This is a genomic window from Sphingomonas zeicaulis (assembly GCF_050433225.1).
Taxonomy (GTDB): Bacteria; Pseudomonadota; Alphaproteobacteria; order Sphingomonadales; family Sphingomonadaceae; genus Sphingomonas_D; species Sphingomonas_D zeicaulis.
On sequence record NZ_JBNPXQ010000001.1, the window covers coordinates 983,637 to 999,277 of the forward strand.

At 62.0% G+C, this 15,641-nt stretch carries 14 protein-coding genes and 1 pseudogene; 13 read left to right on the forward strand and 2 right to left on the reverse strand.

Annotated features, from left to right (window positions below):
- The first annotated feature begins 159 nt into the window (after positions 1–159).
- From FHS96_RS04705 to FHS96_RS04730, 6 genes are read left to right on the forward strand one after another with little or no spacing between them, the layout of a single operon-like run.
- Positions 160–2,436 (forward strand): FdhF/YdeP family oxidoreductase, encoded by a 2,277-nt coding sequence (locus FHS96_RS04705; RefSeq protein ID WP_429588285.1) that lies wholly within the window; start codon positions 160–162, stop codon positions 2,434–2,436.
- Positions 2,437–2,886 (forward strand): cytochrome c family protein, encoded by a 450-nt coding sequence (locus FHS96_RS04710; protein ID WP_429588286.1) that lies wholly within the window; start codon positions 2,437–2,439, stop codon positions 2,884–2,886.
- Positions 2,883–3,878, forward strand: a complete 996-nt coding sequence (locus FHS96_RS04715) for a cytochrome c oxidase subunit II (RefSeq protein WP_429588287.1) — start codon at positions 2,883–2,885, stop codon at positions 3,876–3,878. Before FHS96_RS04710 ends, FHS96_RS04715 begins: the two co-directional genes overlap by 4 nt.
- Positions 3,875–5,764 carry a cytochrome c oxidase subunit I gene (gene ctaD / locus FHS96_RS04720; RefSeq protein WP_429588288.1) on the forward strand — a complete coding sequence of 630 codons (1,890 nt, stop codon included), beginning with the start codon at positions 3,875–3,877 and terminating at the stop codon, positions 5,762–5,764. Before FHS96_RS04715 ends, ctaD begins: the two co-directional genes overlap by 4 nt.
- A complete protein-coding gene (locus FHS96_RS04725; protein WP_429588289.1) occupies positions 5,761–6,375 on the forward strand; it encodes a cytochrome c oxidase subunit 3 in 615 nt (204 codons plus the stop codon). Before ctaD ends, FHS96_RS04725 begins: the two co-directional genes overlap by 4 nt.
- On the forward strand, positions 6,372–6,788 hold the full coding sequence (locus tag FHS96_RS04730) for a c-type cytochrome (protein ID WP_429588290.1): 417 nt from the start codon (positions 6,372–6,374) through the stop codon (positions 6,786–6,788). Before FHS96_RS04725 ends, FHS96_RS04730 begins: the two co-directional genes overlap by 4 nt.
- Before the next feature lie 45 nt (positions 6,789–6,833).
- Here the strand turns inward: FHS96_RS04730 and FHS96_RS04735 are convergent, their stop codons facing one another.
- Entirely contained in the window at positions 6,834–7,517 is a 684-nt protein-coding gene (locus tag FHS96_RS04735) for a PAS domain-containing protein (RefSeq protein ID WP_429588291.1), read from the reverse strand.
- A gap of 330 nt (positions 7,518–7,847) precedes the next feature.
- On the opposite strand from FHS96_RS04735, the pseudogene FHS96_RS04740 reads away from it, so the two are divergent.
- From FHS96_RS04740 to FHS96_RS04750, 3 genes and pseudogenes are all read left to right on the forward strand, one after another.
- Positions 7,848–8,000: pseudogene (locus tag FHS96_RS04740) on the forward strand (hypothetical protein); the annotation flags it as partial.
- 120 nt (positions 8,001–8,120) lie between these two features.
- Entirely contained in the window at positions 8,121–8,621 is a 501-nt protein-coding gene (locus tag FHS96_RS04745; RefSeq protein WP_429588292.1) for a DUF4142 domain-containing protein, read from the forward strand.
- Positions 8,622–8,657: 36 nt separating this feature from the next.
- Positions 8,658–10,889, forward strand: coding sequence for a hypothetical protein (locus tag FHS96_RS04750; RefSeq protein ID WP_429588293.1), 2,232 nt, complete (start codon positions 8,658–8,660; stop codon positions 10,887–10,889).
- A 165-nt stretch (positions 10,890–11,054) separates the two neighbouring features.
- On the opposite strand, the gene FHS96_RS04755 is transcribed toward FHS96_RS04750, so the two are convergent.
- Positions 11,055–11,321, reverse strand: coding sequence for a hypothetical protein (locus tag FHS96_RS04755; protein WP_429588294.1), 267 nt, complete (start codon positions 11,319–11,321; stop codon positions 11,055–11,057).
- A gap of 129 nt (positions 11,322–11,450) precedes the next feature.
- Between FHS96_RS04755 and FHS96_RS04760 the strand changes: the two genes are divergently transcribed.
- The 4 genes from FHS96_RS04760 to FHS96_RS04775 all read left to right on the forward strand — a co-directional run bounded on the left by FHS96_RS04760 (position 11,451) and on the right by FHS96_RS04775 (position 15,562).
- Positions 11,451–12,599, forward strand: coding sequence for a manganese catalase family protein (locus FHS96_RS04760; protein ID WP_429588295.1), 1,149 nt, complete (start codon positions 11,451–11,453; stop codon positions 12,597–12,599).
- Positions 12,600–12,611: 12 nt separating this feature from the next.
- Positions 12,612–13,127, forward strand: a complete 516-nt coding sequence (locus FHS96_RS04765) for a YciE/YciF ferroxidase family protein (protein WP_429588296.1) — start codon at positions 12,612–12,614, stop codon at positions 13,125–13,127.
- On the forward strand, positions 13,124–13,918 hold the full coding sequence (locus FHS96_RS04770; protein ID WP_429588297.1) for a ZIP family metal transporter: 795 nt from the start codon (positions 13,124–13,126) through the stop codon (positions 13,916–13,918). Before FHS96_RS04765 ends, FHS96_RS04770 begins: the two co-directional genes overlap by 4 nt.
- Positions 13,919–14,176: 258 nt before the next feature.
- A complete protein-coding gene (locus FHS96_RS04775) occupies positions 14,177–15,562 on the forward strand; it encodes a glycoside hydrolase 5 family protein (RefSeq protein WP_429588299.1) in 1,386 nt (461 codons plus the stop codon).
- Positions 15,563–15,641 lie beyond the last annotated feature (79 nt).

Here is a 15,641-nt window from a genome sequence, read left to right on the forward strand (position 1 = left end):
TCGTCTGGCTAGTTTTTCCGGGACGGAGTAGCTGAAATTCGGTGGAAGGTGCCCCTGTCGGGTCTCGATATCGATCCGATATCGCTTCATCTTGCTCGTGTCGTGCACCCGAATTGGCCCGTGAGACGTTCAAACAGCGCTCAGCGAAGAGGGAAATTCATGGCCGAGGAAAACGAGACGGTCCATTCCGATGCGCCCGCGGGCGGATGGGGCTCGCTGAGCGGCATTTCCAAAACCTTCGCGCATGAACTCAGCACCCCCGCTGCGCTCAACACCTTGCGGCGCCAGAACAAGGTCAAGGGTTTCATGTGCGTCTCGTGCGCCTGGACCAAGCCCGCCCAGCCGCATCCGTTCGAGTTTTGCGAGAATGGCGCAAAAGCGACCTTGTGGGAACTGACGAGCCGCCGCTGCACGCCGGAGTTTTTTGCCGAGCACAGTGTTAAGGCGTTGCGCAACTGGAGCGATCATGACCTCGAGCAGGCGGGGCGGCTTACCCATCCGCTGCGCTACGATGCTGCCAGCGACCGCTATGTCGAATGTAGCTGGGAAGAGGCGTTCGCTGCGATCGGGCAGGAACTCAAGGCTATCGATCCCGAAAGCGCCATCTTCTATGTCTCCGGGCGGGCGAGCCTTGAAACCTCCTATCTCTATGCCTTGTTTGCACGGCTGTATGGGCACAACAACCTGCCCGACAGTTCCAACATGTGCCACGAAACCACTTCCGTCGCGCTCAAGGCGACGATCGGCGCACCTGTCGGCACCTGCAAGCTGGCCGATTTTGACCAGTGCGATGCGATCTTCTTCTTCGGCCAGAACACCGGATCGAACAGCCCGCGCTTTCTGCACCCGCTGCAGGAAGCGGTGAAGCGCGGGACGAAAATCGTCACGTTCAACCCCGTGCGCGAGAAGGGACTGATCGAGTTCACCAATCCGCAGAACCCAGTGGAGATGCTGAGCGGCGGCCGAACGCCGATCTCGTGTCTCTATCTTCAGGTCCGCCCGGGCGGCGATATCGCGGCGATCACCGGCATGATCAAACATGTGCTGGCGGCCGACGCGGCGGACTGGGCGGTGAACAAGCATCATGTGCTCGATGTGGACTTCATCGCGCAGCACACGACGGGATTCGAGGCGCTGAAGAGCCATGTCGATGCGATCGGCTGGGACGAGATCGAGCAGGAATCCGGCCTTGCGCGCGTCGAAATCGAGGCTGCAGCCCAAGTCTATGTCGAAGCGGACAAGTCGATCGGCGTCTACGGCATGGGGCTGACCCAGCATGCCGGCGGCTACGACAATGTAGCAATGTTGGTAAACCTGCTTTTGCTGAAAGGCAATATCGGCTGGGACGGCACCGGCATCTCGCCGGTCCGCGGCCATTCCAATGTTCAAGGCCAGCGTACCGTCGGCATATCGGAAAAGCCCGAACTCGTGCCACTCGATACCATTGCCGCGCAGTTCGGTTTCGAGCCGCCGCGCAAGAAGGGCAGGGCGACAGTGGAGACGTGCGAAGGCGTCATCGACGGCAGCGTGAGGGCGTTCATCGGCCTCGGCGGCAATTTCCTGCGTGCTGTGCCCGAGCAGGTTCGGGTCGAAGCCGCATGGCCGCGTCTGCGCCTCACCGTTCACATCGCCACCAAGCTCAACCGCACGCATCTCCTGCCCGGCGCGGTTGCTTATCTGCTGCCCTGCCTGGGACGCTCGGAGGAGGATGAGCAGGCAACGGGGCCACAGGCGGTGACGATGGAGGACTCGCTGAGTTGCATCCATGGCTCGCTCGGCAAAAACCGGCCGGCAAGTCCGCATCTTCGATCCGAGCCCGCGATCGTGGCTGGCATCGCCAAGGCGACACTTCCGCCAAATCCCAAGGTCCGATGGGACGCTTGGGTCGGCAACTATGCCGAGGTCCGCGATCTCATCGAAGAGACCTATCCGGACGAGTTTGCGCACTTCAACGATCGTGTCTTCACGCCCGGGGGCTTCTACAAGGGCAACGCGGCGCGCGAGCGCGTCTGGAAGACCGACGCCAAAAAGGCGGTCTTCACCGTGCCGAAGGCGCTGAATTCGACGGGCTTCGAAGAGGCGCCTGGCCGCTATCGGCTGATCACGATGCGGTCGAACGATCAGTTCAACACCACGATCTACGGCTATTCCGACCGCCTGCGCGGCATCGAGGGCAAGCGTGACGTGCTGCTGATCAATCCGGAAGAAATGACGCGCGCGGGCCTCGCGGCCGGCCAGCGGGTCTCGCTGCTCAGTGACGCCGGGGACGGCATCGAGCGGCGGGTGGATGGCCTGGAGGTCACACCGTTCCTGCTTCCAGATGGCTGCCTGGGCGCCTATTATCCGGAGGCCAATCCTCTTGTGCCGCTATCCCACCATGACGAGCAGTCGAAAACCCCGGCCTACAAGACGGTGCCCGTGCGTATCGTCGCGTAGATGCGCACCTCGGTCGCGATCGTGATGCTGCTGCTCGGCTTGACGGCGTGCGATCAGGAACGCCGGTCCATCGATGGCGAACAGCCGGTCACAGATCCGATCGGCGCCACCGATCCGCGATGGGCGCAATATGATGGAAATGTCTGGCAGGTTGCCCAAGGCGGACGCTATTTCACGTGGTATCGATGCGGCCGATGCCACGGTGCGACGGCAAAGGATCTGCTCGATCTGGCTGATGGGCGGTGGCACCATGGCGGTACGCCTGATCGCATCTATGCCGCGATCACGCGGCATGGGCCTGCCGCGGCGCAGATCCCGTCTGAACAGCGTTGGCAGCTTGCAGCCTATGTGCGGCAATTGCCATTGCTCGATCCAGCGCGGCGGCGACGTCAGGATCTCGACCAAACCGGCGAAGCTCAGGGCGCTGCGTGGTCCGGACCGATCGAATGAACCGAGCAGCACCTGCTTTTCTGATCGTCGCAACCGGCTGCAGGGGGGCGCAAACGGCTCTCGATCCCGCCGGTGCACAATCGGACGTGCTGCTCTCGCTGTTCGGTCTGATGCTGCTCGTTTGCGGCATCGTGCTTGCGATCGTCCTCGCGTTTCTGGGCGCTTCGCTCCTGCGCGCACGATCCGTGGTCGAACGCGAGGCGCCCACATTGGCCCCAAGCGATCGGTCGATTGGCCGCGGGCTGACGGTTTGGATCGGAATGGTCGGCTCTGGCTTGATGATCCTTGTCGCCGGCAGCTTCTTGGCGGACTGGACGCTTGCCCGTGCCGAACGCCAGTCGGCGCTGGAAGTGCGCATCACCGGCCATCAATGGTGGTGGCGGATCGAGTATCACGATCCGGCGACGGGCGGCTGGATAGAAACCGCCAACGAACTGCACCTGCCTGCCGACCGTACCACGCATGTGCTGCTCGGATCGGCCGACGTCATCCACAGCTTCTGGGTGCCGAACGTCGCGGGCAAGCTCGACATGATCCCGGGTCGCATCAATCGTCTGGCACTGACCCCGCGGCGGGTCGGTTGGTTCCGCGGCCAGTGCGGTGAGTTCTGCGGCCTCCAGCACACCCATATGGCCTTGGACGTGAAGGTGGAGCCGCCCGCGGACTTCGCGCGGTGGCTGGCCGGCCAGCAGGCGCCTGCCACGACAGTCTCGGACCCGGCACGGGCGCGGGGACGTGGTGTGGTGGAGGCGGCATGCGGAAGCTGCCATCGACTGCGTGGCACCGCGGCGGCGGGACGGGCAGGGCCCGACCTGACCCATCTTGCGTCGCGCCGATCGCTGGCAGCGGGCATGTTGCCGATGAGCCGTGGCGCCATCCAGGGCTGGATCCTCAAGCCCGCGGCATTGAAGCCGGGCACGATGATGCCGGCCATCGCACTCTCCGCAGACGATACCAAGGCCGCATCGCTCTATCTGGCGACGTTGCGGTGACCGCGGAACAGCGGCTCGATCTTGCCCGAACCTGGGCCGATGCGCCCGGTTGGTGGGGTTTCCTGACCAGCGTCGACCACAAGCGCATCGCGGGGCGCTACATCTTTACCGCCGTAGCCCTGCTGTTCCTTGCGGGCATGGTCGCGCTCGACATGCGCCTGCAGCTTGCGCAGCCGGGCCTGACGCGGATGGGACCGCAGCAATATAATGAGGCCTTCACGCTGCACGGCTCGACCATGTTGTTCCTGGTCTCCGTGCCAGTGATGGAGGCGATGGCGCTGTGGCTGGTGCCCTTGATGCTCGGGCAGCGCAACGTAGCCTTTCCGCGGCTTTCGGCGTTCAGCTACTGGCTCTATCTCGGCGGCGTGCTGATGCTGTGGGTGCCGCATGCGCTCAACGTCACGCCCGATCTCGGCTGGTTCGAATATGCACCGCTGTCAGGCCCTGCCTATTCCCCCGGTCACCGCGCCGACATCTGGGCGCAGATGATCACCTTCACCGAGGTCGCGGCGCTGGCAGTCTCGGTCAATATCGCGGTCACCATCCTGAAGATGCGGCCGCCTGGCATGACCCTGGGCCGGATGCCGCTGTTCCTGTGGGCGATGCTGGTCGCCTCGCTGATGACGATCTTCGCCTTGCCCGCGGTCATGCTCGTCACCAGCATGCTGATCGCGGATCGGCTGGTCGCCACCGCCTTCTTCGCGCCCGCGGCGGGGGGCGACGTGCTGCTCTTCCAGCATCTCTTCTGGTTCTTCGGGCATCCGGAGGTCTACATCATCTTCGTGCCCGCAGTGGGCTTCGTCTCGGCGATCGTGCCCACCTTCGCGCGGCGGCCGATGTTCGGTTACCGCCCAATGGTTCTTTCGCTACTCGCCATCGCGGTGCTGTCTTTCTCGTTATGGGTGCACCACATGTTCGCGGTCGGGCTGCCGCGGATCGGCAACGCCTTCTACACCGCCGCCAGCATGGCCATTGCCTTGCCGGCAGGCATTCAGATCTTCTGCTGGATTGCCACGTTGTGGGGCGGACGGCCGCGCCTGCAGACGCCCCTCCTTTGGGTGATCGCGTTCCTGGCGACCTTCGTGATCGGCGGTCTATCCGGCGTGATGACGGCCTCCGCCGCGCTCGACCAGCAGTTGACCGATACCTATTTCATCGTCGCGCACTTTCACTATGTGCTCGTGGGCGGCGCGATGTTCCCGTTGTTCGGCGCCTTCTGCTACTGGTATCCCAAGGCGACTGGCCGGATGATGTCCGAACGTTGGGGCCGGCGGGCCTTTTGGCTGGTCGTCGGCGGCTTCAACCTCGGCTTCTTCCCGATGCATCTTCTGGGGCTGATGGGCATGCCGCGCCGGGTCTATACCTATCCCGCGCATATGGGCTGGGACCTGCTCAACCTGATCGCCACGTTGGGCTCAGCCATTGCCGTTGCCGGAGGGCTGCTCTTCGTCGCCAACGCGTTGATGAGCTATTGGCGCGGTGCGCTCGCGGGCGCGAACCCGTGGGACGCGCCGACGCTCGAATGGGCCACGCCTTCACCGCCGCCGCCGCACAATCATGATCGACCACCCGTGGTTGCCGATCTGGTACCGCTATGGACGTCGCGCGAGGGGCTCCCGGTTCTCGACGGGCTGGCGACCGACCGGCGCGAAGTCCTCGTCACTTCGCTGATCGATGCCACGCCGCGCTATCGGCAGAACAGCGTCGGGCCTTCGATCTGGCCCCTGGTCGCGGCTGTTGCGGTGGCGGCGTTGTTCGTCGGAAGCATCTTCACGCCTTGGGCGATCATGTGGGGCGCGCTCCCAGTCGGCATCGCGCTCACCCTATGGTTCTGGCCCACCCGCCCCCGAGCGACCAGCGGCCCGCTTGCGGTGCGATCGCAATGAGCGAACCGCCCGTCCGTATCGTCGGCGACGTTCGCGACCTGCCCGCCAGCGCCACCGGCCCGACCAACCTCGTCTGGTGGGGCAATTTCGGCTTCATGCTGATCGAGGGCATGGCGTTCCTGCTCGCCGCAGGCTGCTACCTCTATCTCATGGCGCGAACCGAGACATGGCCGCCGTCCGGCGACGCTCCGCCCGGCCTGTTCTGGAGCGGCGCCTTCACGCTGGCGCTGCTGCTCAGCATGTTCCCGAACCTACTTCTGCTTCGTGCCGCCAGGAACAAGCAGGCTCGACGGGTGCGCTGGCTCGCGGCGCTGATGATGGCTTATGGTGTCGCACTGATCGTGCTGCGCGCGTTCGAATTCGCGCATCTCGGCATCGACTGGCAGAAGGACGCCTATGGCTCGGTGACCTGGATGCTGCTGGTGCTCCACAGCACCCATCTCGTTACCGAGCTCGGGGAAACCGGGGTTCAAACGGCCTGGTTGTTCACCCACGAGATCGGGGACGACCAGTTCGCCGACATGGAGGATGACGCCAACTACTGGACCTTCGTCGCGATCGCTTGGCTGCCGCTCTACGCTCTTATCTACTGGGCCCCGAGGCTGGCATGAAGTCGTCGCCGGCAAGCCTGCGCTTCGTGCTGATCCTGCTCGGGCTTGGCTTCCTCGGCGCGGCCGCGTCGATCATCGTCCAGTATCGCGCAGGCGAGCGACGGGCGCAGCACGCTGCGGAGGCGATGACGGGCGGCAGCGCCGAACGTGGCAAGGTTGCGATCGAGCGGTTGGGCTGTGGTGCCTGCCACATCATACCGGGAATCGACCGCGCGAACGGCCGGGTCGGTCCGTCACTGCGCGCGCTGGCCTCGCGCGCGATGATCGCGGGTCGGCTGCCCAACCGACCCGCGCTGCTGATTGCATGGGTTCGCGCGCCCGAGCATGTTTCGCCGGATACCGCGATGCCCGACCAGCGGGTATCAGACAGTGCCGCGCACGATATCGCGGCCTACCTCTACACGCTGCGATAGGCTGCGCCTGTGGCGGGAGTGCGTATGCGTAGATGGACGGTTGCGCTAGGCCGGCGTGGCAAGTTTCAGAAGCAGGCTCTCCAAAGCATCGCCGCCACGGCGACTGATCCTTATGCCATTGTCTCCGCGCAATGGTCCTTCATCATCGAACTCGACAAGTGCGCGCGACCGCAGGTGCCGCATCCAGCGCTCCACGGTTGAGAAGGGCAGCCGTACATCCTCGGCAATGCTCGCCACGGTATGAGCATCTGTCTCGGCGTTGGCAATGTAGAGCAGGACCATCATCTCGAGTGGAGCGGAACTTGCGAGGTAGGCGCACTCGTCGCTGCCGCTGTCTTGCAATGCTGCCGCAAGACGCTTGGCGGCTGCCAGCATCTGCCCGTCGATCCGCGTCTGGCTCGTCGGCTCGAGGTGGCGGCTGGTTGCCAGCAGTCGGCGCGGGCCGGCACCGTCGCGCACGGAACTGACGTGATTGTTAACCCAAAATGCGTGGCCCGACGGCCCGATGTAGCGTTTGGTGATTGCAAACGGCCGATCATCATCAACCAGCTGCTTCAGCAGATCCAGGTTGGGCGCTCTATCGGGGGCGAACGTAAAATCCAGGGCATCACGGCCGACGACCTCATCTCGCTCACGACCGAGCATCTCCAAAAGGGCGTCGTCAATCCAAATGATGGTCTTATTCTCATCCGCCAGGCACTGCCCCACAGGTCCGGTTCCAACAGGCATATTGCTTTCCCCTTATGACGGTCGTGACCATGCATGGTCGCTCGACGTTCTTACAACATACTATGTTGATCTTGGTTATGACGGCTGCATACCTTCGGACGCCTCTGTCGGGAATACGGCGGCCAATCCTGTGTCAGCGCGGAGGGGCGTCTTCGCTCTCATCATCGTCGCGTATGGTGATGGAGAACTGCCGCAGCCAGCAAAACCGAGGTAAGAAAGGACGAACGGTGAAAGGCGCGCATTGCGCGCTACGCGCCCCAAATGCGCACTGCCAATCCGACCCGCGTTCGGAACCGATGTGCGAGCACCGGCTGACGGCGTGCTTATTATCGTAAATTCACGCTCGTGCGCATGATGTTGAGGGAAATTATGCTGCACGTGAAGATCCCTGGATTCCATCAAGTCAAGCTGTTGGTCTTCCGCCTTGATCGCGCCTCCTCCAGCGTCAAAATTACGATGATGCAGTGTGTGTTATTCTCATAGATCAGCTTTCATGATTTTCTGTGTGCGGGTGACTGTGGTCACATGAGTTAATTGCGGATCGGAGGAACATCGCATGCTTAGTCATGTTGTGCCTGAACATGGTAATAGGCGGAGGATAGGATGAAGACGATCTTTTTGACACTCAGCGTTGCGCTTGCACTTCCGAGCGCGGCGCTTGCGCAGCCAGCGCCAACCGCGCCAGCAACGTCGTTCGTCGCCAAGGCGGCCGCGAGCGACCTTTATGAGATCCAATCGTCGCGCTTGGCGCTTCAGAAGTCGCGCAACGAAGAGGTGAGGCGTTTCGCACAGATGATGGTGGACCATCACACGAAAACGACGCAGCAGGTTTCTGCAGCGGCCAAAGAAGCTGGCGTCGCCTCGCCGCCTGCGAAACTGGAACCAGCTCAGGCTCAGATGATCGCTGCGCTGCAGCCGCTCTCGGGGGATGCTTTCGACAAGGCGTATTTGATGCAGCAGCGCACCGCGCATGAACAGGCACTTGCGCTACACAGCGACTATGCTGAACGTGGCGACAAGCCGCAGCTGCGCAATGCCGCCTCTGCCGCCACACCGATCGTTCAGCGTCATCTGACGGAGCTTCAGTCGATGAAGGCCCGATAAGACGCATAGCGTCGACAACATGGCATGGAGATGGAGATGGCGATGAGGACGATGCCGGAAGTCGATCATCCGGTCAGTCCTCAATTGCTTGCGATGCGGGCGGCGTTTCAGGATGGTGCGTTCAAGACCATCCTTAGCTTTGCTGCGGGCGCGCTCGAAATCGAACTTCGGGCGGCGGCGGATGCGGTCTGGGCGGTTGCACGGAGGGGCGCTGATGGGGGCGTCGCTTTGCGCTGCGTTCATGTCGGCCAACGGTTCGAGTGGCGCAAGATGGATCCGCTGAGCGGCGAAGTGGCGCGGTTGAAGGTCACCAGCACGCTGGGCACGCATATCCTCAGCTTCAAATCCGGCCGTGACGCGCTCGAGCATCTGCGGGTGACGGTCGATCTTACGCCCGCCGTTACGCTGCAGATGGCATATCTGCCGCGTGATCTGTACCCGCTCGGGAGGAATGACGATCCCCTCAAGGCGGCGGGCGCCGTCGAGGCGATGCAGCGGGGGCTGAACGTTGGGATCGTCTATGTCCGCATGGACGCGCCGATGTTCGGCAGTTTGCTCTATCTCCAGAACTTCACTTCGCTGAACGATTATTTTCTCGCTACGCGGACGAAACCAGAAGATGCTGTCGGCGGCGTGTGGCCCGAACTCGGCTATCTGGCGCCAACGCAATCACAGGGCGAAGAGCAGCCAAGCGGACTTGTTGCCGGCGAAACGGTGACGCTGTCCGATGCCATCCTCGTGTTTCGTCATGATACGGCGCCGCACGAGCGGGAGTCAGCCCGGCGGTTCCTGCAGCTTCTCGGCACGGCCTATAAGATGCTCCAGATGCCCGAAGCTGAGTATCGGGATTGGGTCGAACGCGCCGACCGCACGCTGCGCGATCTTGAGGAAGCGGCCGAGGCTACGATAACCCACTACGGCCATCGGTACATCCATCCTTACACAGCAGCAGAATATCCCGACGTCATGGTTCAGATGTCGATCATAGCCGCCCTTCATCAGTGGGGCCGATGGCGTGGAGAGTTGCACCCGTTCGAGGATGAATTGAAGGCCGGGCTGGACAAATTCTACGACCGCAAGTTGAAGACCTTGCGCCGCTATCTCCCCAACGTGGGAGAGGACAAGGATGCCGACGCCGTCGACAGCTGGTATCTCTATCATCCGCTGCTCAATCTCGGCCTGCTCGCGCTGGATGGCGATGAAGATGCCCGAGCATTGCTGATGAACTCGATCGACTATGGCATCCGTGCAGCGCATCACTTCCAGTATAATTGGCCCGTGCAGTATGATGTAAGGGATTTCTCCGTGATCACGGACGTTGCCGAAGCTGACGGTCGTGGCCAGACCGATGTCGGTGGGGTTTATGCTTGGGTGATGCTACAGGCCTTCGAATTGACGGATGACAAGCGCTATCTGGACGAAGCGCGCAACGCGATCGATGCGGCCATCGGCCTCAGGTTCGACATCAACTATCAGGCGAACCTTACCGCCTGGGGAGCAGCTGCATGCATGCGGTTGTGGCGGATCACCAATGAGGCGATTTATCTTGAACAAAGCTACGTCTATATTGCCAGCTTCTTTCACAACACGATCATGTGGCAGAGTCGCATAGGCCATGCGGCGCATTATCGGACCTTTATGGGCGTAACCTGCCTTCAGGATGCGCCCTACATGGCCATCTACGAATGCTTCGACTCCTTCACCGCCTTCGAGCATTATCTGAACGACAGCGGCCCCGATCTGGATCCGGCGGCCCGGATGTTGATCGCAGAATACTGCAAATATGCACTCGATCGGGCATGGTATTATTTTCCTGATGCGCTGCCGGTGGAAAGCATATCATCGGAGCAACGCGACGGTAACGGCCGTATCGACCGCAGCCTCTCGTTCCCCTTGGAGGATCTGTATCCGGATGGGCAGCTGGCAGGGCAGGTCGGGCAGGAGATCTATGGCGCGGGAGCGGCTTTCATCTTTGCATCGCGGGCGTTTCACCATGTCGAGGGCGCGCCCTTTCTGCTGGCCTGCGACCATCTCTTGCGCGCCAGCGAGCGAACGGGCGATCGTGCCCTGAGCGTCACGCTCGACGGCGGCGAGACCTGTGTCGCGCGGTTTAGCCTCGTCAGGTTGAAGCGGCGGACGCTGCCGAAGGTTCGGCTGACCACGGTAGGCGGCGATGCGCTGCGTGCTCGATACTCGTCGGATGATCGAATTGATTTTCGCGTTCCCGCAAACGGCCGGATCATCCTTGCCTGGGGCGACCATCTTTGATGATCCGCCCCGCTGGAGGGGGGCAAAGCGAGAGCAAGCATGGTAGCGCGAGCTCGCGCAGCCGCCTCAGTTCGCCCGCGATAGGAAGGTAAGCCGAAATGCGGTGATCGACATTGGGATCATCGCTCTCGATCCGACGCGCGCGAACTTTTTGGTCTACCGAGATCAATCGTCCTTCTTCGCGTCGCCATCGGCGTCGCCAGTAGCCTCATCGCCGAGCTGGCCACTGCCGTGATAGGCCAACTTGCTCTGGCCGCCATGCCCGCTCCATGTGCCGAATTCGCTTTTCCGTTTACCCTGCCAAGGGTTCGGATAAGCGCCACCGCCGCTTTCACCTGGATCGCTTCGTCCGCTCGTACGGGGCTGGGAAACGCCATCATCTGCGCCGCGCGATCCGCGGCCATCGGCTTGCATTGGCTTCTTGGCTGTCATGGGATGTCCTTCTTGCTCGCGTCTTCAACGCCAATGTATGGGCGTCGTTGCAGATCCTAACTTTGATTATCAAGTTGCGGATGAGCGTGCGCTGATCGGCAAAGCTTCATAGTAGAAGAAGCTGCGTTGATGATGTTGAATATTGCATTCCTTGATAATAATCTCGATCATGATTTGATCAATAAGTCTCGGAACATGGCTGTCCAGCTGTCGTTGTTGAATGATGCGGGTGAGGTGGCGTCTGGTCACGTATCCGCAATCAAAAAATTATCGGGGCCTTTCGACTGTCTCACCAGGAGAACCAGCATGTTCATGCACAACAAGCGACTTCAATACACCGTGCGCGTTTCCGAACCCAATCCGGCTCTCGCCTCGCTGCTGCTGGAGCAGTTTGGTGGGCCTGACGGGGAATTGGCTGCTGCCATGCGTTACTTCACGCAGGGCCTGGCCGAGGAAGATCCGGGCCGCAAGGATATGCTGCTAGACATCGCAACCGAGGAACTCAGCCACCTGGAGGTGATCGGATCGATTGTGGCGATGCTCAACAAGGGGGTGAAATCCCAGCTTGCGGAAGGCGCGCTCGAGGAAGCTGATCTTTATCTCGCGATCAATGCCGGGGGCGACAGCCATACCCAGTCGCTGCTCTATGGCGGCGGGCCGGCGCTGACAAACAGTTCCGGGGTGCCCTGGACCGCCGCGTACGTCGACAGCCGTGGCGATCCGTCCTGTGATCTGCGCTCGAACATCGCGGCGGAGAGCCGCGCCAAGATCATCTACGAGCGGCTCATCAACATCACCGACGATCCTGGGATCAAGGATGCTCTCGGGTTCTTGATGACACGCGAGGTCTCTCATCAGAAGAGCTTTGAGAAGGCGCTCTATTCGATGAAGGACAATTTCCCGCCGGGCAAACTGCCGGGTCTTACCCAGTATGCGAACTTGTATGTGAATACGTCACAGGGGCAGGGGGACATGACCGGCCCGTGGAACGAGGGCGAGCAATGGGAAAAGCTCGACGATATCGAGGGAGCGCTGCCGTTGAGCGAAGGTGATGGCGAGGCGGTGGTGCAACTGCCGGCCGATCAGCTTTCGACCTATGACGCGATGGTGGCGCGCCTTGCCTCCGATCCGACGATGAGCCCGACCACGGGTGCGGATCTGGGTGCAGGCCCAGGTGCCGGAAAGACGAGCGACGAGGATCTGGGCGGCGCACAATCGATGGCCGAAGCCAAGGCGATGGCGGATGCGAAGTCGGCCAAGCCGGTTGCCGAAGTCTGAAAGGAGGGATGCATGACGGACGAAACCACCATACGACATCTGTTCGTCACAGGGCTGAAGAATGCTCACGCGGTGGAGCATCAGGCACTGACGCTGATGGACAGCCAGCTCGCTCATCTTGCGCGCTACGCCGAGATGGAGCAGAAGCTGCGTATCCATCGTGACGAGACAGAACAGCAGATCTCCCGCCTCGAACGCATCCTGGAAGGGCTGGCGGAAAGCCCCTCCACGCTCAAGGATGTGGCGATGTCGACAAGCGGGGCGCTTGCCTCGCTTGGGCATATGTTCGCGCCCGACGAGGTCATCAAGAACAGTTTGGCCAATTATGCGTTCGAGAACTTCGAGGTAGCGACCTACCGCTCCCTCATCGCCATCGCGCGCACAGGTGGATACGATCACGCGATCCCGCTGCTGGAGGAATCGTTGCACGAGGAGGAAGTGATGGTGCGCTTCATCGGTGACATGCTGCCCGCGGTCATCGATCGCTATATCTCGCTTCGGAGCGCTGGCGAACAGGCCAGCCATTGACGGGCGGCGGCTCGGCTGTCGTTGCCGGTTTGCTGGGTAGCCTTGCCGCAGGCGCGGCGACGGGCGTCGGTGCTTTCCCGGTGCTCGCCGCCCGCAGCCCCGGCGAGAGACTGCAAACGCTGATGCTTGCCTTTGCTGCGGGCGTGATGCTGGGCGCCTCCTTCTTCTCGTTGATCATCCCTGCACTGGATCTGTCCGGAGCGATGGTCAGCGCCAGCTGGATCGCTTCGGCGATGGTCGTCGCCGGCATTCTTGCCGGCAGTGGATGCATCGCCGGTGCGGAGCACTGGTTGTCGCAGCAGGCGGTTCCGATGCTCGGCAACTCTGCCGCACATGGCGCGAACGACCGGCGCCGCCGGATCTGGTTGTTCGTTGCCGCAATCTCGCTGCACAACCTGCCGGAAGGGCTGGCCGTGGGCGTCAGTTTCGGCGGCGGCGACATTGCGCAAGGAGGCGCGACCGCGCTCGGGATTGGCATCCAGAACATGCCGGAGGGGCTGGCTGTCGCGGTGTCTTTGATGAGCCTGGGCTATTCACGTCTCACTGCCACGCTTGGCGCCTTGGCGACCGGCCTCGTTGAACCCGTCGGCGGCGCGTTCGGTGCGGCCATGGTGTCGATCGCGCAGCCGCTGCTTCCACTCGGGCTCGCCTTTGCCGCCGGCGCGATGATCCATGTCGTCGTGGCCGAAATCGTTCCCGACGTCCGCGAGCGCGGTGGCGGGCTGGCGGGAACGGCGGCACTGATGATCGGGCTCGTCATCATGATGTTTCTAGACACCGTGCTGCAATAAGCCGGGAAACAGCGAGGATAGCCGTGGCGCGAGCGGTCACATATTTTCTCGAAGGGCAGGCATGGAGACTTTTAAGGGGCGCAACGGCGGCATCGGCTATCGTAGCCACAGGCAACGATATCCGTGGTTGCGTATCTTCGATGGGCCGGTACGGCGATGAATGACAATCCGGCTCCGGCTGAGCCCCTTCCGACCGCTACTGCGCCGCGCCTTAGATCGGAGGGGGGCTCGACGCCCACGAACCCGCTGCAATGGATCATGGTGGAGTCGGGTTCGCCTTATTTCGTCACCGAGGCCGGGCAGAGCTGGACCCCGATCGGACAGAATGACGCAATCACTTGGCCGGAGCTGAACGGTTTGTTCCGCCGGAAGGACATGGGCGGAGTCGAGGAGCATCTGTGGCGTTTGCGGGCGTCCGGGGTCACTTGCCTGCGACTGATGCTCGAATATTGCCAGGGCCAGCATCGCTATATCGAGCGGCCGGTGGGCCGCATGCAGGCCAACATGGTGCAACTGTGGGATGATCTTTTCCGACTGCTAGAGAAAGTCGGGCTGCATGTGCTGCTGACGCCCTACGACACCTTCTTCATGTGGATCCGATGGCGGCACCACCCTTATGCCCGGCAGAATGGCGGCCCTTCGAGGGGGCGGCGGACGTGGCTGACCTGTGCCGCCACCCGTGAAGCCATCCTAGCGCGCCTGGCTTTTGCAAGCGATCGATGGGGCGGGAGCCCTGCCTTGTTCGCGTGGGATCTTTGGAATGAAATTCATCCGGCGCATGCGGAAGACGATACGTCTGCGATTGCCCCGTTCATTGCGGAAGTTGGCGGTTGGCTCAGGGATTATGAAATGCGCCGCCATGGTCGCAGCCACCTGCAGACCGTTTCGATCTTCGGACCGGAACTCATCAATCATCCAAGCCTGGCAGAGCCGATCTTCCGCCATCCGTCGTTGGATTTCGCAACGACCCACCTCTACGAATTTGGCACGATCGATGATCCCCGCGATACGGTCGACCCGGCCATCGCCGCCGGACGCCTCATGGCGAGCGCCGTGTCGGAAGCGGGGTTGCGGCCGGTTCTCGATACCGAGCATGGCCCTATCCATTCCTTCAAGGACCGTAAGCGGACCTTGCCCGCCGCGTTCGACGACGAATATTTTCGTCATATTCAGTGGGCCCATATCGCCAGCGGCGGGGCGGGCGGTGGGATGCGCTGGCCCAATCGCCATCCCCATGTGCTTACGCCGGGAATGCGTCATGCGCAGCGTGTGTTGTCCGAGCTACTCTCGCGCATCGACTGGCGACGTTTTCACCGGCGTAACCTTTCCGCTCAGATCAGGCTGTCGGATCGGCAGGTTCGTGCGGTTGGCTGCGGTGATGGCGATCAGGCGCTGCTCTGGCTGGTCAGGACCGACAGCATTGGGCCGAGCGGAACGTTGCGGCGGGACGTTCCACCCCGTGCGGTATCGGTCATACTGCCGCCGATGTCCTCGAACCGCTCTGCCATCGCCTATGAAACGACGACGGGCGCGAACGTGGGAACGCTTACGGTTTCGCGCGATTCGGCCGGCCAACTGATTGTCGCGGTTCCAGCATTGTCGACAGATCTGGCGATCGTTATCTCGCCCTTCACTCGAAAATAACAATTATTAGTTCGTTTATCGGGTTAACGTTGATGCTTATATCACAAGTTATGTCATTCGAAGTTCGTAGTATGTAGTG